The sequence below is a fragment of the Paenibacillus sp. NAIST15-1 genome (assembly GCF_001894745.1).
GTDB classification, from domain to species: Bacteria; Bacillota; Bacilli; order Paenibacillales; family Paenibacillaceae; genus Paenibacillus_B; species Paenibacillus_B suaedae.
Genome location: NZ_BBYF01000002.1, coordinates 705904 through 727541, shown reverse-complemented (window position 1 = coordinate 727541; position 21638 = coordinate 705904). Strand labels below are relative to the sequence as shown.

General features: G+C 47.3%; 3 protein-coding genes (1 of these 3 running past the window's edge). All 3 read right to left on the bottom strand.

Annotated features, from left to right (window positions below):
- Tightly spaced (each overlapping or abutting the next), the 3 genes in view from PBN151_RS07220 to PBN151_RS07210 form a layout consistent with a single transcriptional unit that may run on beyond the window.
- On the bottom strand, positions 1-5885 hold the start of the coding sequence (locus PBN151_RS07220; RefSeq protein WP_072728423.1) for an SDR family NAD(P)-dependent oxidoreductase. 7243 nt of this gene lie to the left of the window's left edge; 5885 of the gene's 13128 nt are visible here — the first part of the coding sequence; its start codon is at positions 5883-5885; its stop codon lies beyond the left edge, outside the window.
- Entirely contained in the window at positions 5882-20830 is a 14949-nt protein-coding gene (locus PBN151_RS30635; protein WP_072728422.1) for an SDR family NAD(P)-dependent oxidoreductase, read from the bottom strand. The genes PBN151_RS07220 and PBN151_RS30635 overlap by 4 nt, the downstream gene beginning before the upstream one ends.
- Positions 20823-21638 carry a ParA family protein gene (locus PBN151_RS07210; protein WP_072728421.1) on the bottom strand — a complete coding sequence of 272 codons (816 nt, stop codon included), beginning with the start codon at positions 21636-21638 and terminating at the stop codon, positions 20823-20825. Before PBN151_RS07210 ends, PBN151_RS30635 begins: the two co-directional genes overlap by 8 nt.

The following is a 21638-nucleotide window of genomic DNA, read 5'->3' as shown; positions in this document are numbered from 1 at the left end:
TGTAAATGAATGGTGCCGTAAATTTTAGCAGCCAGAACCTCATTTATTTCCTCGTTCGTTTTCCGTAAGGCTAATGAATCCCGGAGTACCCCCGCGCTGTGAATAATTCCGTTAATCTGGCTGAATTTGGACTTGGTTGTTCGCACCAGCTCAATCACATCTTCACGTTTGGAGACATCCGCTGCTACATACATGACCTCGGCACCAGACATTTCTAGGGCTCGCAATTTGCTTTCCGTTTCGGCAGTCAACTGGGAACGGCCCACCAGCACCAATTTAGCCTTAAACTGCTCTGCCAAATGACGGGCAAATATAAAGCCTAATCCCCCTACTCCGCCGGTAATCAAGTAGACACCCTTCTCCCGCCAAATGTCGGTGGATAGTTGCACTTTAACTTCCGGTTGATGTTCCTGAAGTTGATGAATATAACGAGATTGTGCATCATAACGTACTTCTACCGGAATATTCTGAGAGTGTTGAAGTTCCCGGCAAACTAACTCCGCAATCCATCCCATATGATTTGAATTGCTTCCAGGCGACTCCATATCTCCGCGGATTTCGACGATTTGGTAGTTCAATCCCGGATATTCAAGACGGATGGTTTTCATAAATGCGCCCAATGCCGCATCCAATGGCTGAATATCCTGATTAGGAGATTCATAGAGATACAACAGACGAATCTCTCGGTTCAGGTTCCTCTGGATTAAGGCCCTGGTCATTTGGAGCAACGAAAAAACGCCCTGGGTAAGTCGTGTTTTGATGGATGACTCCCGGGTGGTGAAACTTTCATATGGCATCCGGTAAATGATATTTTTCAAGTTACTATTTTGGTCTAGCAAATGATCTAGTAACTTCAGATATGCTTGGGGATCATCCATCTTCATGGAATATACTCCCGCTTCCAAATCCCGATCCGTTGCGCCCGGTTTGACGAGAATCACATGGGAACTGTCATTCCGAAGCTCGCATCTTTCCCGTAAAGAGCTGGCAAAGGCAGCCCCGCTATCAAAAATGATCGTATCCCCTAACGGTTGATTCCCCGGTTCAATCGCCAAGTCCATCGGGATCCAGTCATGTTGATAATAAATCGTGCGTTGAGAAGTAGAATTACCGTGCGGCAAAGCAGTCGTTGCAGCCGCTTTCAAAGTAAAACCCTTCAGCCGAATCAAAATATCCCCCGTTACATCAGCAAGTTCAATATTATATTTGGGCATTTCCGGAGTCGAATCATCTGAAACTGTAACATAGGCGAAGCATTTCAACGGTAACGGGCCGAAGATGACCAACTCATCCAGTGCATAGGGCAGAAACCGCATTTTCAGATGGGCCTCTGCTAGTTGGGTAAATCCGGCCACCGTTTGAAACGCCCCATCCAATAGGGATGGATGTAGAATATATTTTGAAAAATCGGCTTCCAAAAATCCGGCCACTTCCAGTTGCGCCAAACATTCATTCTCATTGATGAATAATTTTTGGATGGTTTGGAACCCGGGTCCGTATTGGAACCCAATCTTTTGGAACTCCGAATAGCATTCAGCCCCATCCTTCACCACAGAGAATCTTCGTTGAATCTTTTCCGGCTGAATGGAGCTAGTCTCCATCATCTCCTCTGGATTAGCGAAATACAGCTTACCGCCGGAATGAACCACACCAGATCGGCTCTCGGAATCGGTCATTATTTCAAAATCCACGCCGCCGCCTTCAGGATATAGATGAATCCGTACCTGTCTGGATTCATCGCTAATTCCAATGGGGCTCATCCATATCACATTTTGGATCCTGCGTACTTGCCGGTCTTGAATAGCCAAATTTCCTGCGGCAACGGCCATCTCCAAATATGCCGAGCCAGGCAAAATCATCCCCCCTGATATCATGTGATCCTGGAGATAGAACTCATCAGGGGTCATGAGTTTTTGATAACATTGTCGCTCCAAGGTCGATTCATTGGTGTCGATGAGGGGATGAAGGTTTGAAAAACCAACAGTGCTTGGTGTTTCTATGGTTGGAATCCAATAACGTTCCTCCTCAAAGGGATAGGAAGGCAATGAACCCCTCCGAGGCATATCATTTCCATATTCGACTTCCCATGGTATGGCAACACCGGATACCCATAATTTAGCGAGTTGTTCCGGTTCTCCTTTTTGAATCAGGGCATGCACAAAAGCTTTCCCCTCATCTCCTTCGATAGGGAGCAAGTTGGAAGCTGTCTTATCCCGGAGTGAACCAGAATACACCCCGTCCTGGTTCCCCCTGGTTTCTAGATACCGGGTCAGTTTCTCCTTCAGTTCGGAATATCCAGCGGCCACCACGGCCACACGCTCATCCATATCCTCACGCCCGACCTGCAACGTGTAGATGAAATCTCTAAATGGAATCATTCCTCTAGCATCCACCCGGGTTGGATCGCAGATTTTTTCTATCCAGCTATGAAAAACGTGCAAATATTTTCTCAGAGCGGCGGGGGTTTTCGCGGAAAACACCGCCACGCGGGGCTGTGTATCCAGTTTCGCCGGAGCATCCGGAGCAAGGTATTCCTCCAGTATGATATGGGCATTAGAGCCTCCCGCACCAAACGAACTAATCCCCGCCCGACGCGGATATTCCCGATCAGTACCATCCTCCCGGATTACCGGCCGGTTCCACCCGGTAAGTTCGTGCTGGACATAGAAGGGGGATTCTTGAAAATTAATATTGGGATTCAATTGCTCTGAATGAATAGACGGAACCAATTGCTGGTATTTCATCTGCAGAATGATCTTGGTCAGCCCTGCAATACCCGCCGCCGACTCCAAGTGCCCGATATTCGATTTGGCGGAGCCAATCGAACAATACTGCTTATCTTGGGTATAGTCCCGGAAAGACTTGATCAAACCTGCAATCTCAATAGGATCTCCCAGTGAAGTTCCAGTACCATGAGCCTCAATACAACTGATACTTCGAGGGCTCACGCCGGCATTTTTGATAGCACGGCTTATCAGATTCGCTTGTGCATTGGGATTGGGTACGGTAAAGCCGTTGGTCTTCCCGCCATGATTAATGGAACTCCCCTTGATGACCGCATAAATATGATCCCCATCCTGGACTGCCTGTTGAAATGGTTTTATCAGAATCGCACCTACGCCTTCCCCTGGAACATACCCATCCCCGTCAACCCCGAAACTGCGACACCTGCCATCGCTCGCTGCAAATTTCCCCTGGCTTAACTGCAGATGTTTCATAGGATGAATGGTGAGATTCACACCGCCAGCGATGGCCTGACTGCATTCGCCACGGAGAATACTCTCACAGGCCAAATGTATCGCCGTCAATGACGAGGAACACATTGTGTCCACGGCAATGCTCGGACCCTGAAAATCAAAAAAATAGGATATCCGGTTAGCGATGGCGGAGAAGGAAGATGTATTGGCAATCATATTCCCCTTTTGCATCTCTTCTGCACCGAATAACTGATATTGGCTGTACATCACCCCAACAAATACGCCTACGTTTTTTTGCAAGCCATTCCGGGTGTACCCGGCATCCTCCAGAGTATGCCATACGGTCTCCAGGAACAACCGTTCCTGGGGATCCATGAACTCGGCTTCAATGGGCGAAATATTGAAAAACAGCGGGTCAAATCGATCATAACCATCAATAAACCCACCCCATTTGGAGTAACTGACTCCGCGTTTGGTTTTGTCGGGATCATAGAATCGATGATAATCCCAACGCTCCGGAGGGATCTCCACAATGCTATCCCGCCCCATCTTCAGGTTTTCCCAAAATTCTTCGATATTCCTTGCTTCAGGATAGCGCCCGCTGACTCCAATAATAGCAATATCTCGGCTCTGAGCCGTCTCCACCTGATTAGCCCGGGAACGTTCATCCAAAAAACGGGTCCGCTTACGTTCCTGGTTTTTCACGCTATCTATCGGTTTCGCGTGAGGGATAGGCGGTTCAGACTGACGTTCGTTGCCGCCAATTTTGGTCAGTAATTGTTGTGAATGATTCTCTATAAAATAATTGGCCAGTTCATGGAGATTTTGATATTCAAAAAACAAGGTCTTGGACAATTCTCCAAAATGACGCTCCAATTCTCGGTTCAAACGGAGGATCATTCCCGAATCAATCCCGTATTTCTCAAACCGCTCCTGGGAATCGATTTTGGAGATAGGCAGTTTGGTTTGATCGGCCAATATTTCCTTTAAGAACGTCTCCGTTTTTTGTCTGAATCGAACTTTTGCTCCCTCATCCAATGCAATTACCGGTACATCGTTGGTATGGGCAGTCGTGTCATGATTCAGTTTCTGGATCCAGTTTTTGATTTTCCCGGCAGCACCGGTCAGGATCACAACCTGAGTTAAAGCGGAATTAAGCGCGGCGCAAAAAGCTTTGACTCCTGCCTCCGTACTCAAAGCTACCAGGCCGGTAGTTTCACTCATTTGACGGAATGAAGCTTCATCAGCGTTCATTCGTCCTTCTTGCCAGAATGGCCAGTTGACGGAGACAGTTTTACCAGGATGTCTCATCGCGGAGCGCCATCCAGAAAACTCATCCAAGAAATTGTTAGCGAAGGCGTAATCACTCTGTCCAACATTTCCGAAGACTCCAGCAATAGAAGAGAATACAGCAAAGAATTCCAACGGTTCGGTTTGGGTAAATTCATCCAAGTAAACTGTACCGTATACTTTTGGTGCTAATACAGCGTCCATCTCCGCCCGATCCTTTTTCAGTACAAATGAATCTTTTAAGATCCCTGCGCTATGAATTACTCCATGAATATTTTTAAACTGAGCTTTAGCTTTCGCTATCAATTGCTCCACGTCCGCCCTTTTGGCGATATCCGCCTGGACATAGATCGCTTCTGCACCCAAGGATTCCAGTTCCTGCAACAGGTGGCGTCCATGATCATTGATCTCGGAACGACCCACTAGGATTAGCTTTGCCTGAACTTCCTGTGCTAGGTATTTTGCGAAAATAGATCCCAGACCTCCGGTTCCTCCAGTAATCAGATAAACTCCACCGGCATGGAACGGTAACCGGTTCACTTCCGTATCCAATGTAACGTCAACATATCGTTTCACCTGCCGCAAGCCGTTCTCATAGCGAATCTCCGCCGTTCCCACTATATCCACGGCCATTTCACGCTTCAGCAATTCGGCTAAAGACTCTGACGTTCGCAATGAGTCTGAACTCGCATCCATCCCAATTGTCTTCACCGCAAATTGTGGATTTTCCTGGCAAATGGTCTTCGCAAAACCACTGACCGCTGCATATACGGGTTGGGGGAGGCTTCCCAGATCCCTGGGATGAGCCTCTCCAGAATAGGCATACAACAATTGAACTGGATGCTTCATTTTTTGTTCCATTAGCGTCCGACAAAGATGATAAACCGAATAAATACCATGTTCCAATTGCCTTTGCAAGGCAACCGCTTCGGGTGAAAAATAGGCGTTCGACCACCCATGAATGATTTTTTTGGGAGTCAGCTGCTGCTGCTCTAACTCCCGGAGTAATAACAAGTAATCATCAGGGATCCCAGGGTTGATTTCAAAGGTATCTTCACCCAGATTACGGTACCGTTCCCCGGATTTCACCAAAATCAACCGGGCGCCGGTGAGATTATGGAGGCTGGCGGCCAATGCGGTGTCGTCGGTGAAAATTACGATACAATCCACAGACTTGATAGGATCGGGGTTGAAATCCAGCACTGTCTCCCAATAACTTTGGCAATATAAAGTTGCCTGATCCATAGAGTCGGAACCCGCTGCGTTGGTTAGAACGCCTAGTTCACCACCGGGGTCGTGTTGCAATGCTTTGATCCGGGATAGCCCTTCTTCGGATGAAATTTGATGTTTGGCGACCATCTCCAATATTTTCATGCGTCCCTGTTCTGATCTAGTCATTTTAAAACCTCCAACAATCGATTTACCTCTTCAACCTGCATTTCGCCCTTTTCCAACCGGTATAGCAAATCCCGGATGGCTTCATCCACCGAAGCATTATCGCCATTATCCAGCGCCGAGTATTGTTTGGCTGAATCTCCCGATTCCAGTGGGTGGAATTCCCGAATGGCGTATTTTTGAATTTTGGCAACGACCTGTCCATCCATTGCGGCAATCTGGATGTCGAATGTCTGGAGCCCCAAGTTACCTGGGGATTCCGTGTTGGAGAAGGTAACATACGCATAACAATGAGCCGGAATTGGGCCGAAAATCTCCAGTTCCTCAATTGAAAAAGGAAGCATCAAAGCCCCTTCCCCAGCAGCGAAATCTCTTGCTAAGTGAACGACGGTCTGGAGAGCGCCGTCCATCAGCACCGGGTGTAGCCCGTAATCAGCCAACCCTTCCTGCAAGCACGATGGTAATTCCAGATAGGATAATACTTCGGTTTCATTCCGGTAGATGTAGCGCTGCGTCCGGAAACTCAATCCGAACTCGATACCGATTACCTGTAGTTTCTGATACATCATATCGTCAATCACAGTTTGTATAGATCGTTGTTTGATCGTTTCAATATTGATTCTTTCATCCTTCGGTGTAACAGATTGGTCAGTAGTGAAAATTGCCTGTCCCTGGGCATGGATCATTGAACCAACCCCGGCATGAGTGACGAATTCAATAGCTACAACGTTATGCTCGGGAACTAAACAAATATCTAGAGTTTGGGAATCGTCCCCCGCCCTGAAAGGCTGAACCCACATAATATTCTTTAGTTTGGCCACTGGCTGTTCTCCAGCAATCTCCGCTGCTGCCCGGGCCATTTCCAGGTACACCGCTCCTGGCAACACCTTGTGTTTATCAATTACATGATCCCGTAAAAAATACTCATCACCGGATAACAAAGTACTGAATTTTTGTTCCCGCAAGGTCGAGGTATTCCTATCAATACATGGATGCAGTTTAGCCGATGGATACAACCGATGTTGTTCTATCAACCCAGATTTTTCAACCGAGCCCGGAAGCCAGTAACGCTCCCTGGCAAAAGGATACGGCGGTAGTGGAACTCTTCCGGGATTTTTCCCTTCATGGCAAATATTCCAGTCGATTTCATTTCCGGTTACCCATAGTTGTGCAATTTGAACGTATTTACCTTCCGTAATCAGGGCTTGAACAAAAGAATTCCAACTTTTACCCTCAGATAAAAGCGGAGGCTTCCCCAGATCCGGTTTGGTATTCCCTGAAAATAAATTTTCAATGACAGGTTCACCTTGCAGATATTGCTGCAACTTATCAACCAACTCTTCCAAGCTTGATACCACCAACGCTACTCTTTCCTCCATGGCATCTCTGCCGGTTTGCAACGTAAAAGCGATACTAGGGAGGAAACGGTTCGGGTGACCCACCCCCGAGCCGACTAGCATTTTTTGAACATCATCCAGCATGGATCGGAGATAGACTTGCAACTGATCCTGATTCTTGGCGGAAAAAACGACAATATGTGGTTGACCGCTATATGTCCCGGATAAATCGATGGTATTCTGATGCTCTTCCAGGACAATGTGAGCATTGACGCCTCCAATCCCAAAGGAACTGATTCCCGCCCGCCGAGGGATTTCCTGTCCAGAACTATCCACTAGCGGCTCCCAAGGTTGGGTCTGTTGGATAATGTAAAATGGGCTTCCTTCCAGTTTGATATAGGGATTCAGTTCCTCAAAATGAAGAACGGGCGGTAATTTTTTATATTTCAGTGACAGCATGACTTTAAGGAACCCTGCAATTCCTGATGCAGATTCCAAATGGCCGATATTTGTCTTGACCGCGCCCAGACCACAATGAGGCGTTGGCGGGTTCTGTAAACCCCATTTCTGATAAAGATTGCGAAACGCATCTTTCAGTGCTTCGATTTCCACTGGATCTCCTAAGCTGGTACCCGTCCCATGAGTCTCAATATAACTAACAGTGGAAGGATCAATCCCTGCTTTTTGATAAACGTCGGTTAATAAATCTGCTTGCGCGCCGGCGTTGGGTGCGGTCAATGAAGTGGCATGACCGCCGTGATTTACGGAAGAAGCTTTAATCACCGCATAAATATGATCCCCATCCGCTAGGGCCTTGTGCAAAGGCTTTAATAGGATTGCCCCAGCACCTTCACCCCGGACATAACCGTTTGCCCGTTTATCAAACGTTTTGCAACGGCCATCCTGGGAAAGCATTCCGGATGCGCTTTGATACACATATAAATTAGGGCTAACAATAATATTTATACCGCCTGCCAGTGCCATCTCGCAGTTTCCTGACTGAATGGCCTCCACCGCCCGGTTAATGGCCACTAACGAACTGGAACAAGCTGTATCCACTGGTTCACTAGGACCATGAATATCCAGTAAATAGGAGATTCGGTTGGCCAGCAAGGAATGGGTTACGACGGGAGTCTTATTCTCTTTGATTAACAACTCTTTATAATCAGCATTGGACACTCCAATAAACATACCGGTCTGAGTTCCCGAAAAATCCTTCGCCTTATATCCCGCATCCCAAATGGTTTTCCAGACCACTTCGATCATGATCCGTTCTTGAGGATCCATCATTTCCGCATCCCGAGGGGCAATGCCGAAGAACAGGGGATCGAATTTATCCACTTCTCGCATAAAACCGCCCCATTTAATGTTCGTCTGAAATGACTCGCCGTTGGGTTCACCATAGATGGCTTCCCAATTCCAGCGATCCTCAGGAATCTCGGTTATTAGATCCTGCTGGCTCTCCATATTCCGCCAAAATCCGTCCAAATCATCAGATTGAGGCATCACGCCACTCATCCCGATTACAGCCACCGGTTCCGGGGTATTATCGTAACCTTCATTTCGCGGTAGACTCATGTTTTCGAACCGGGATCGAAATCCAATGTTAGGTTGTGTCTTAAGCTCTGCCGGATTCTCTGACTGGTTCCGTGACGGTTTCTCGGCGGCGAGTGGCGATTTTTTATGAAAATAACGAGCCATCGCTTCGTGATGTTCATTAATTAGGCACAAAGCCAACGCGCCCGGAGTCGTATGTTTGAAGAAAAGCGCTGGTGTAATGTCGATTTTGAATGTTTCATTAAGATGATTAGCAAGTTCAGTCAAGGTGATGGAATCAAACCCGATACCGCTCATATTGTCATCCAACTTGAGCTTCGCTTCGTCATATTTTAAGATTCCGGCCATGATATGAATCAGTTCTTTCCGGATCTGTGGCAGCAGGGATTCCCCCTGCCCGTGACCGGGCTGTGTTCCGGTTGCCGGAACCTGTTGGGGGATTTCCAAACGCAATAAACGTCGCAATTTAGAAAGGTCGCCTTGCAGAAAAACGAATTGAGACATGGATTCACCCAGCGCGGTTTCAAAAGCATTCAAACCTGTTTCATTGCTGATGGGAGTCATCCCCAAATTCGCCAGCATATTTTGGATTTTGTGATCCACCTGCATCCCGCCGTTCATCCATAAAGGCCAATTGAGGGAGAGGGTTTTCCCAGGGCGATTTTGTTCTCCCCGCCAAGCAGCAAAACCATCTAGAAAGCTATTAGCGTACGCATAGTCGCTTTGGCCGACATTTCCTGTAACAGCGGTAATGGATGAAAACAAGGCGAAAAAGTCCAACTGTTCGCTGTGAGTGGCTTCATCCAGGTATACCGCGCCATAAACCTTGGGCGCCAATACCGCTTCAAAATCCTCTAGGTTCTTCTCCCGGATTAAGGAATCACGGATGACTCCTGCGCTGTGTATAATTCCGTGAATTCCGGAGAATCGGTGTTTTACCCGGCTTATCAAATCCATTACGGCGTTCCGACTGGATAAGTCCGCGCTTATATATGTCACTTCCGCCCCTGCAGCTTCCAGCCCCTTGATTTTCATCAATAGTTCCGGAGACAACACTGGAGTCCGGCCGGTTAAAACCAGTTTGGCCCGGCACTTTTTCGCTAGGTACTCGGCAAAAATTAGCCCCAATCCACCAGTGCCGCCGGTAATCAAATAAACTCCCCGCTCCCGCAATGGCAAATCACTGAAGGACGCCGCATCCGGAATAAACTCCCGCCAAGTTCTAACCCACCGTTGGCCGTCCTGATAACGCAGTTCGATGTCTTCCGGATTGCCCTGGGTAAACTCTCGGAGCATCCACTCCACTTCACCCTCGTTGAGTGAATCAGGTGTGGGAGCGATCCGGTATCCTATCGTTTTTATGTGGAGATTGGGATTCTCCATGCGGTTGGTTTTGGCAAAGCCACCGACCGCCGAATATTGTGGTTGGATAAGATATTGCGTGCCCACGCCTTTTTCCCCCCGAAGAGCTTCAAAGTAAACATAGAGCAACTTCACGTTCAGGCCGGGATGGGTTTCCAAATACGCGCGGCTTACATACAACATTGAATCAATACTTCGGGCCAACTGATCAGCCAGCGTATCTCCTCTGCCAGTGAATGATTCCTGCGACCAAAGATGTAACACTTTTTGTGGAGTTTTTTTCCGCTCATGAAGTAACCCCAACAGTTTACGGTAATCCTCAGGACATGTGGGACGAATTTCAAAGGTGTCATCAGGCAATTCAGTAAAACTCCGACCCGGTTTAACCAAGATGACCTGGTGGAAACCGGAAAGCATTTTTTGCAATCGGACGGCTGTATGGTTCCCAAGATCAAACAACAGCAAAGTACCAAAGGATTCACCCAGAACAGGATTGGAGTTTTTCAAAGGTCGGTTCTCCCAGAGACTCCGAGCACAGATCAGATCCGTATTCACGGCTTTCCCCGCGCCCCCTTTTGCAGCATCCACATTCAAAGCACTGACGGAATAATCCGTTAGCTTGATTACAACTTGACCTTGCCGATCCAACAGCCATACTTGATAGCGCGAGGCGACAGGATCAAGATTCTCCTGCCCAGGCATTTTTTTGGCATATACATAGGTAATCCGCTCTCCTGGCCGAACCAATTCAACTTCTCCCAATACAAACGGCAAATATACCGTATTCGGATCCGCACCATTGTAATAGGCCCAAACCACCACCGTCTGCAACCCACCATCGGTCAGGGTAGGGTGCAATAAATAATCCTCCACCCCCGCTTCCAATTCGGGTGGAATGCCTACTTCCGACAAGGCTTCATTCTGATTGCAATAAAAGGCCTGAATCCCCTTAAATCGGTGGCCAAAATGAACCCCTATATTTTCCAGGTTTTGATAATAGGCATCCGCTTCTTCTTTGCCTCCCTGGCACCGTTCTTTGACCGCTGATACATCCACGAATTCCGGTTGGGCCGGGATGCTGACTCCATTTTCATAGATCAGCCTTCCTTGGCAATGAACGGTATAGGACTCATCTTGCCGCGAGGAATCATCTCCCCGGTGGGAAACCTCAAAGCGAATCTGATCGCCTTCAGGATAAAGTCCGATGGTAACCTGCTTTGGTTCGCCCGGATTTACAGCAATGGGGCTGACCCAGATTATGTTTTTCAGTTTTTTAACCTGAGCGGAACGATTGGCCAAATTGCCGGCCACCCGCAACATCTCCATGTAAACAACACCTGGAAGGATGTTGGAATGATCCTTAATAAAAAACTCTTCCCCGCTGAATGTCTTTCGATAGCATTGTTCCTCCAACGTAGATTCGTTGGAATCAATCAGCACATGTAGTTTGTTTGAACCCGATTGGTTAACGGGTTTGGCAACATGGGGGATCCAATAACGTTCTTTGACAAACGGATACACGGGCAGCGACAATCTGGTAGGTGCTGTTTCCCTGTATAGACCTTTCCAATCGACATCAACACCTTGAATCCAAAGATCGGCAAGGGCAGTTAACTCTCGACGCTGAAGCAAGCTGTTTAGGGACTCTTTCCCGCTACCGTCTTGAGTAATACCGGTTTTACCTTTATTTGCTCGGATATTTCCTTGCATCATCGCCGGAACCATTTGTCCGGAGCAATAAGCAGTCAAGGTCTCTATCAGTTCACTCCGATTGGAAACAACCCACGCCAGCCGTTCATCCATGGACTCTCTGCCGGTTTGCAAGGTATAGGCAATATTTACGAGAAACTCATCCGAGAGCTTCGGGTTGGCTTCAAAAAATGCCAGCATCCGGGCAGCGTATGCCCGAAGCCTTTCTGTATTTTTGGCGGACAATACCATTACGTGTCGGCGTCCGATTACTGGATCCGCCGCCGGCATGGAAACCGCGCCTTCCTCGATGATGATATGGGCATTGACTCCTCCAAAACCGAATGAACTGACCCCCGCAACCCGTGGAATCTCAGTGCCGGTTTCATCCTGGAGACGTTTCCATGGGAGGGTCTGATTCACGATATAAAAGGGAGAGTCCTGTAATTGAATATAGGGATTCCGTTCTTGAAAGTGGATATTGGACGGCAATTTCCCATGTTGCATTGCCAACAATACCTTAATGATCCCGGCAATGCCCGATGCCGATTCCAAATGGCCAATGTTGGTTTTAATGGATCCAAGCCCACAGTGAGGCAACACGGGTTTCTCACAATTCCAATCCCGGTAGAGCTGATCAAAGGCTTTTTTCAATCCGTTGATTTCAATAGGATCTCCCAAGCTGGTTCCCGTACCGTGAGCTTCAATATAGGTAGCCCGGCGCGGATCAAGACCGGACTTGCGCCATGCATCGATTAACAAATCTGCCTGCGCTATTGGATTGGGGGCGGTTAGCGAGTTGGTATGCCCGCCATGGTTTACCGCCGTACCCCGGATCACCCCGTACACGTGGTCGCCCTCAGCTATCGCCCGGTGCAATGGTTTCAGAAAAATGGCTGCGGCTCCTTCCCCACGTACATAACCGTTGGCCCGTTGATCAAAGGTCTTGCAACGTCCGTCTTCACACAACATCCCCGCCTTACCGAAGGTAATGTAAGTGGAAGGGCTGGCGATAACATTGATGCCTCCCGCAATGGCTTCGGAGCAATCTCCATTGCGGATTGCTTCCACCGCCCGGTGGATTGCTACCAGGGAACTGGAACAAGCCGTGTCCACAGGTTCACTCGGTCCATGGAAATCCAGGAGATAGGAGATCCGGTTGGGTAATACCGAATGAAAATTCCCGGTAGCCGTTTGAGCTTGAATACCTATACCCGATTCCTTTAATAAATCGGCATAATCCGCGCTGGAGACTCCGACAAACAACCCTAATTTAGTTCCCGCCAAATCGGAGGCCTTATAACCAGCATCTTCGATGGTCTTCCAAACAACTTCCAAAAAAATTCTTTGTTGAGGATCCATCATTTCCGCTTCGCGAGGGGAGATTCCGAAAAATTGGGCATCAAACTTGTCGACCTCTTTCATAAATCCCCCCCATTTGATGTTGGTCTTATTATGCTCCTTGGGGTCACCGTAACAAGCCTTCCAGTCCCAGCGATCCGCTGGAATTTCAGTGATCAAGTCTCGTTCAGCTTCAATATTGCGCCAAAATTCTTCAAAGTCCTCCGACTGCGGCATTACGCCGCTCATCCCGATGATGGCGATGTAGTTTCCATCTACTGTTCGAGCCGGTTCTGGCGCCGAGCCGGTTCCACAGTTCGTAAATCTCGACATAGGTGATGTTTTCCTATCTTCAACCACAGTTGCCTTACTTTCGGGTTCTGCCGTTGTTGCAGCCACCGAAGCGATTGTATCTTGATAATACTTGTCCAACTGCGGCTCGTATTCCGCCAGAATCGCCCGGGCAAAAGAGTCCAGGGATCGGTGTTCAAAGAAAAGTGAAGGTGTAACTCCTATATTGAACTGGTCATTAAGCAAATTGCTGAATTGGGTAAATGTAACCGAATCAAAGCCAAACTCGCTCATTTCCGCATGGACATCTACATCTTCTTCACTGATTTTTAGGATTTTCACAACTCCTGCCAGCAAATCCCGTTGAATATTGAGCAACAGTTGCTCCGATTCCATGTTATTCGATACAATTGTTGATTTGCAGAGTGGATCCACCGTTTCTATGCTTTCCAATACCTCTTGTTCTTCCACTGAAGCCGTTCCGGCAGAATTCTCATAAGCTATTAGAAACTGCGTCTGATACCGGGCCAACATCTCTTTAGAAAAGGAGATCAGAGATCGGAATTCAAACAAATCCGAAGGCATGATCCCCAAATTGAATCTCTCATTCAGCAGGTTGCTATATTGGGTAAACGTGACGGAATCAAAGCCAAATTCGCTTAAATCCGCCTCGATGTCAATTTCTCCTGGACTAATCTTCAGAATATCAGCGACTCCGGTTGCGAAGTCTCGTTGAATTCTTTGCAACAGCCTGTCTTCATTCAGCGCCACCTGCGGGGGAATAGCAGCGGATCCGGACGTGACAGGTGCAGATTTTCTACTGAAGAATCGGCGGATTTTACCACTATCCCCCTCAATTACGGTAATTTCAGATTCCGGCCGGCCAAGGCCCTCCATCATGATTTGGAACCCGGAGGCTGCGTTTATGGGTTTCATACCTACAGCGCCACGGAGCATAGCGGCCGTAGCATCATTGACCTTCATACCACCGTCTTCCCATAACGGCCAATGAATCGCCAACACCTTCCCCAACCGGGGTTCTTGCGACCGCATTGCCGCATATTGTCCAATAAAGCCATTAGCGAACGCATAGTCACTCTGACCGGGATTTCCGGTAACCGCAGCCAATGATGAGAACATTACAAAGAAATCTAGCGTTTCATCGACCAGCGCCTCATCCAAGAAAATAGTCCCGAATACCTTGGGCGCCAACACCTTTTCCGTCTCCGTCAAAGTTTTCCGGCGGATGGAGTTATCATGAATGACTCCGGCGCAATGGATTACCCCGTGAATCGTTCCAAACCGGGACTTGACCGTTTGCACCAAACGGGAAGCTTGATCGGACTTAGAAATATCTGCTTTTACATAGATGACTTCAGCTCCCAGATCTTCCATTTCCCGAATCCTTAGTTCCCGGGCGGCGTCCAAATCAGAACGGCCCGATAAGACCAGCTTCACTCTGCTATGCCGCGCCAGGCAATTTGCGATATTTAGCCCCAAGCCCCCTGCCCCACCAGTAATTAAATAGACACCGTTGGGTTTAAACGGAGAGATTTGAGATGCCACCGGTTCCGAGGAAACAGTCGGGACAAATTCCCGGATCTCCTTCACCCATCGTCCAGTGTCATCATAACGGATCTCCATTTCATCCGCATTGTAAGTTTCTAATTCCAGTTCAAGCATTCCAGATTGAGTTAATATTCCGGATGGATTCCTGGCTGTCCCGTCTTCAATGACCTTGCAAATCAAATCAGGACATTCCGCGTGAACCGATCGGACAAATCCGCTGACAGCAGCATATTGAGGTTGAATTCCGCTTGAATACTTTGATCCCGAGCTTGATGGATACAAATATAACAACTGAATCTTACGTCCGGATAGATTCTCAAGCAAAGCATGGATCAGATGAAATAAAGCATAAAACCCGGTTCGAAGCGTATTTTGTAACACTTCCGAATCCTTGTTAAACAGGACTTGCGACCAGCGGTGAATGAAAATGTCCGGCGTTAGATTGTTTTGCTGAAGTTCAACGATAAGACGCCCGTAATCTTCTGAGCTATCCGGATTGATCTCATATCGGAAATTGTCCAAACTCTGATACATTCGCCCCGGTTTGACATGGATAATCCGAGTTCCGAATCCATAAACTTGTTGCATTGCCGCCGGAAATTGATCATCCGTATCGAAAACCACCATTGTCCGATCTAGCTTCAGAGGGGATGCGCTCTGACCCAAATCCGCTTTTTTCCATTGGCCCTGGAAATAAAGCCGTTCGGCCATTCCGTTAGACACAACCGCTTCTCTGGATTCCTGTTCCAGAACCCGGAAGGAGAAATTCTTCAAAGATACTAGAACTTTACCCGTTTCATCAGCGATCTGGACATTGTATCGTCTCACCGGACTATTTCCGGAATAATCCTGCATGATAACATGGGCGTAGCATTTTCGGGGTAAGGAACCGTAAATCCGGACTTCATTCAATTCAAAGGGTACATATGTTTTTGCGGCATCATCTGTACTGGTGTCTTTCAGCGCAATAATCGACTGCAATGCGCCATCCATTAATGCCGGGTTTAACTGGTATTTTCCATATTCCGACGCAATTTGGGCTGGTAATTCCAAATCTGCTAGCACTTCCGACTTACGGTAATACAGTTTTCGGATAGCACGGAATCGAGTACCATAACGCAAACCACTTTGTTCATAAAGTTGGTAACAGGATTGATCGTCCATAGACTGGAATAATCGATTTTTTAGCGCGTCCAGATCAATAAATTCAGCTGAATCCAAAGGTTCGGATGGATTTGCATAAACTAACCCGCCTTGAACATGAAGGATCCGCTTTTCAGGTTCGGTACCGCTCCACACCTGATACTTCACCTCATCCTGTCCACCATACAGACTGATATTCAATTGAAACGGCTGGGTTCCCTCAGGGGTTTCCACCAACATTGCCGGTCTTATCCAAACCAGATTCCTCATTCCGGTCACTGGCCGGTTGCTGGACAACTTCCCCGCGGTTAGCGCCATTTCTATGTATGCAACCCCCGGAAGCACTTTTCGCCCGTTCACCCGGTGGTCTTCCGTAAAAAACTCCATCCCGGTAAGGGTGGTGCTGAACTTTTGTTCTTCCAGGGTTGAATGATTCCTATGAACCAAAGGATGTATCTGGCCCGACAACTGATGGCATTGTTCGTCCGTTTTCCTCCCGGTTTGCGACAGCCAGTAGCGCTTACCGTCAAAAGGATAGGTGGGTAAAGAGACAATGCGTGGACGGACTCCGGAGTATAACCCCAACCAATCCACTTCCGTCCCCTGAGCCCAAATCCGTCCTAATTCATGGAGTTCCCTGTTTTTCAACATGTGGCTCAAGTGATCCCCAGAAGGCTGTGTCTGTGTTTCTTTATTCCGTTTCCAGTTGCCCCAGAAAATAACCGCCGGATCGGAATGGTCTTCCAGGAAATGCGTTAGACTTTGAATCAGGCTATTCACTTCCGTAGCAACAATGGCCAGCCGTTCCTCCATGGGTTCCCGGCCAACTTGCAAGGTATATGCAACATCCGCCGGATTCAAATCTATTGGTGTTGCCTGAAGAAACTCCCGCAACCGCTTGGCGTATTGTTTGATCCGAGCTTCGTTTTTGGCGGAAAGCAAAAATAATTGCGGTTCGGTAGTGGCTGGTATATCTCTTGGCGCATGCGAATATTCCTCAAGCAATAAGTGAGCATTAGAACCTCCCGCGCCAAAAGAACTTATTCCTGCCCTACGCGGGCATGTTTTGATTTCATTGTCGATTTCCATCTCAGGTTCCGTCCAATGCTCCAATTTCCGCTGCACAAAGAACGGGGAATTCTCAAAATCAATATTGGGATTGAGACGCTCCGTATGTATAGAAGGAAGCAATTGTCGGTACTTCATTTGCAATAGTATTTTGGTCAGTCCGGCAATCCCTGCAGCAGATTCCAAATGGCCAATATTAGATTTCACCGAGCCTATGGCGCAGAAATGTTTCTTATCAGTATAGTGGCGCACAGCTTTGGTAAGTCCAGCGATTTCAATGGGATCACCTAATGTCGTTCCAGTGCCATGAGCCTCGATATAGCTGATGGTGAGTGGATCCACACCGGACTTTTGGAAAGCATCCAAGAGGAGCCGGGCTTGGGCGTTGGGGTTGGGAACCGAGTATCCGTTGGTTTTCCCACCGTGATTCACCGCACTTCCTTTAATCACCGCATAAATATGATCTTGATCAGCTACGGCCCGATGTAACGGTTTGAGTAAAACCGCCCCCACCCCTTCCCCGGGAACCATGCCATCAGCCTTATCTCCAAAACTACTGCATATTCCGGTTGGAGATAACATTTTGGCCTGGCTCATGCCGACATACTTGGACGGATGAAGGTAAAGATTGACCCCACCAGCCACCGCCAAGGAACATTCCCCATTTCTCAAGCTTTCGCAAGCAAGATGAATGGCAATTAGCGACGATGAACAGGCAGTATCTATCGGCATACTTGGGCCGTGAAAATTAAACACATAAGATATCCGATTGGCGATAGACCATGGCGATGAACTGAATGTGACCATGTTCCCGTTGGCCCATTCTTCCATGGCAGCCTGAGGATAGGTATTGGAGGTCGCCCCCACGAACACCCCTACATCCAAACCATTCTCCTTGGGCGCCAGCTTACGTAGTTTGTTGAAACTATATCCGGCATCCTCTAGAGTCGCCCAAACCGTCTCCAAAAAAATCCGTTCCTGAGGATCCATAGCTTCCGCTTCACGTGGGGAAATATTGAAGAAAAGCGGTTCAAATTTATCGAAATCTTCAATAAAGCCGCCCCATTTACAATACATCTTTCCTTCTTTCACATTGTCAAAGTTGGAATCATAATATTTCGCGAGATCCCATCGCTGGGGAGGAATCTCCGTAATACTATCCTTGCCGACAGTCAGATTGGTCCAGAACTCCTCTAAATCATTGGCCCCCGGATAGCGGCCGTTCAGACCAATAATGGCTATTTCTGTCGACATGGTACCATCTGCTGCTATGTCCCCAGCTGGGAGTGGGCTGGTCTGTGTTTGATAACTCATGTTTTTCCCTTGGAAACTGATGGGGGTGAGGGCTTTCCATCCTCTCGTCTCCAAGACGGCGCCAGTATGTTCCGTCCCGCTTTGGGTTGCTCCAAAAAACTCTGCTAATTTCGCGGTTTGGTTTTTCACCAGGTATTCAGTTAATGCATTGACGCTATGGTACTCAAACAGCAATGTCTTCGGCAATGCGCCAAGCTTTTTCTCAATTTCCGCATTGAAACGATTGACCACGATGGAATCGATACCATATTTCTCAAAATTGGTACTGGAATCGAGCTTATCCGCCGACAATCCGATTTCATTGACCAATATCTCTTTTAATAACGCTTCGGTAGGATGATACAGTTCCTGAGCAACCATGGTCTGTTGTGCTGGATATTGAGGAGTTTCCGGTTGCTTCGTACTACGAGAGAGATGCGGAAAAATCCGCGACTGGTCGCCATATGTCACAATGATTTGGTCATAGTCATACCGCATGGCGAAGTCTAAACTCGCCAGTCCTTCCCGAGTTGGCAAGGATTTCATCCCCATTTGTTCCCATAATGACCGCTGCTCTTCACGCTCCAGGGTCATCCCACCTTCTTCCCATAACGGCCAGTTGATGGAAACGGCTTTCCCGTGACGTTTGTTTTGCTTGCGGAATTGTTCCCGTATTTTGACGAAGTGATCCAAAAAGGAATTCCCGAAAGCATAGTCACTTTGGCCGACTTTTCCGAACTCACCAGCCAAGGAGGAACACACAATAAAAAAGTCCAACCGTTCGTCTCGCAATGCTTCATCCAAATAAACGGTTCCCCAGATTTTAGAATCCAGAACCTTATCCATTTCTTCCTTGCTTTTTTTCAGAATTAACCCATTTTGATAAATGCCCGCACTGTGAATTATCCCATCAATCCGATAAAATCTTGATTTAACCTGGGAAATCAATTGATCAACATCGGTTTTACTGGATATATCCGCCGGAATATAGATGATTTCCGATCCACTGGATCCCATTTTCTGTATTTTCTTATTTTTCTCAACCGTTAACTCTGATCTACCGATGAGGATGAAGGTAGCAGCCACTTTCTGAGCCAAATATTCGGCAAAAACCAGTCCCAAACCACCGGCACCACCGGTAATCAAATAGATTCCCTTATCCTTCAATCGTACGGATCCATCCTCCGATTGATCTGGATTTTCCAACTTCCGATATTGCTTCACTAAGCGGCGCTTGCCGTTGTAACGAACTTCGATATCATTCATGCCAATTTCACCAGCAATGATCCCGGCGACCGCGGTGTAAAATTCCGATCCGACAGCTTCCTCCTGATTTTGGATTCCTACTGTCTTATAAGCGAAATCTGGATTTTCCAGGTGGAGAGTTTTCACAAAACCGTTAACTGCAGCATATTGAGGTTGAACCTCGGTACCGCTATAAACATAATCCAAGGATACTTTTCTCCCTAGTTTTTGTTCCATCAACGATTGGGTGATATATAAGAGCGAAAATACACCCTGATCAAGCTGTTGTTGTAATGTTGATGACGCATAACCACCATATGTAGTCCGCGACCACCAGTGGATAATTTTATCCGGTATAATATTTCGTGCGACCATGATTTGAACAAGTTGCTGGTAATCTTCCTTCACTACCGGATTAACTTCGAAAAGGTCAGGGCCCAGTTCACGAAAAGAGGAACCAGGCCGCACAATCATGACACGAGCAGGTGAATCTTGCATTTTCAAGCCAACCGCCAAAGCATCTCCAGCCAGGCCATCGGTATCAAAGAACAAGATACGGTGAAATAGTGCAGCATTCTTACGGGTATCCGGCTCAGATTCTATCCATTCCTCTTGAAAATATCCGACATCCAGCTCTCCTCCAGAATGAGTCAGATGATTTACAGAGCCCTGATATTTTTGCAATAACTCGTTAATATGCCGGTATCCCTCCGCCGCTGTGATTACTCGCTTTTTCACCTGTTCCAATATGCTTCTTTGTTCAGAGAACCAGGGTGTTTCGGAACGCTGGATGCCAAAGTCATGAACGTCTTCCATATTCATGACTTCAACACATTCGGCTAGGGAATCTTCATGAAACGTATGATTAACATGGATCTCCACACGTTCCTCATCCTGTTGTCGCAATTTATCAAGGGTTTCCGGTTGGGTTTCCACTAAAGGAGCTTCATTTTTGGACGAAGTTGATTGCTCAGTCGGTTTATCCAAATATTCTTCGGATAAAATATCCCCCAATATTGAGAGCAAACTTTCATTTGTCTTTTTCTTAGCCATGGAGACTCGCCTCCTTGTTACGAATCCCCAGTTCAACGCCTTCGCATTTTTGAACAATTTCCTTAGCCAAGTTCAGAAATGATTGGCATCCGGATTGCCGAGAATCATATTGAAAAATGGTTTTACGTTCCACTGCGGCCGCCGTAATGGCTACATTTCTTCCAATAATGCTCTTCATCAGCCGTTCGCCAACCAATTTTTCCATCCCTTCGTAGAAGTTTTTAGCCAAGGCAGTTCGTTTATCATAATCAGTGATGATAACTCCCAGCTCTTTCAGGTTATTGTTGATCTTACACAGATTCCCGACGTATTCATCCACAATTTTTAATCCTTTGATACTATCCGCATCCGACTTGATGGGAATCATATATTTATCGGATGCAATCAACGCCAGGGTAGTCAGCATATCCACATCCGGGTGCAAGTCAATGAGAATATAATCATAACTTGATTTCACCGTTTCGATTTTATCTCTCAGACGAAACAAGGTTTCCGGATTGGAGGCCGGATCCAACTCCTTTTTAATCCGAACGATTTCCAGTTCTGAAGGAATAATCTGAACACCCTCCAACTGGGTATCGTAGATGCACATGTCGATAGCTAGATTGTCTTCGCGGAGCAAGTCATAGATGGTATGATTCACTGACTTGGGGTCGGCAATGGCCTTGTCTGATAAATTCTCTTGTAAATCCATATCAATTAACAGGATCTTCTTCCCTAACTTTTGTAAAGCGTGGGCTACATTTAAGATGATGGTTGTTTTTCCAACCCCGCCTTTGACATTGATAAAACTGATGGTAGTCGCCAT

Coding starts and splice junctions, on each gene's coding strand:
- PBN151_RS30635 (WP_072728422.1), bottom strand. CDS start 20,830: ATGGCTAAGAAAAAGACAAATGAAAGTTTGCTCTCAATATTGGGGGAT.
- PBN151_RS07210 (WP_072728421.1), bottom strand. CDS start 21,638: ATGGCGACTACCATCAGTTTTATCAATGTCAAAGGCGGGGTTGGAAAA.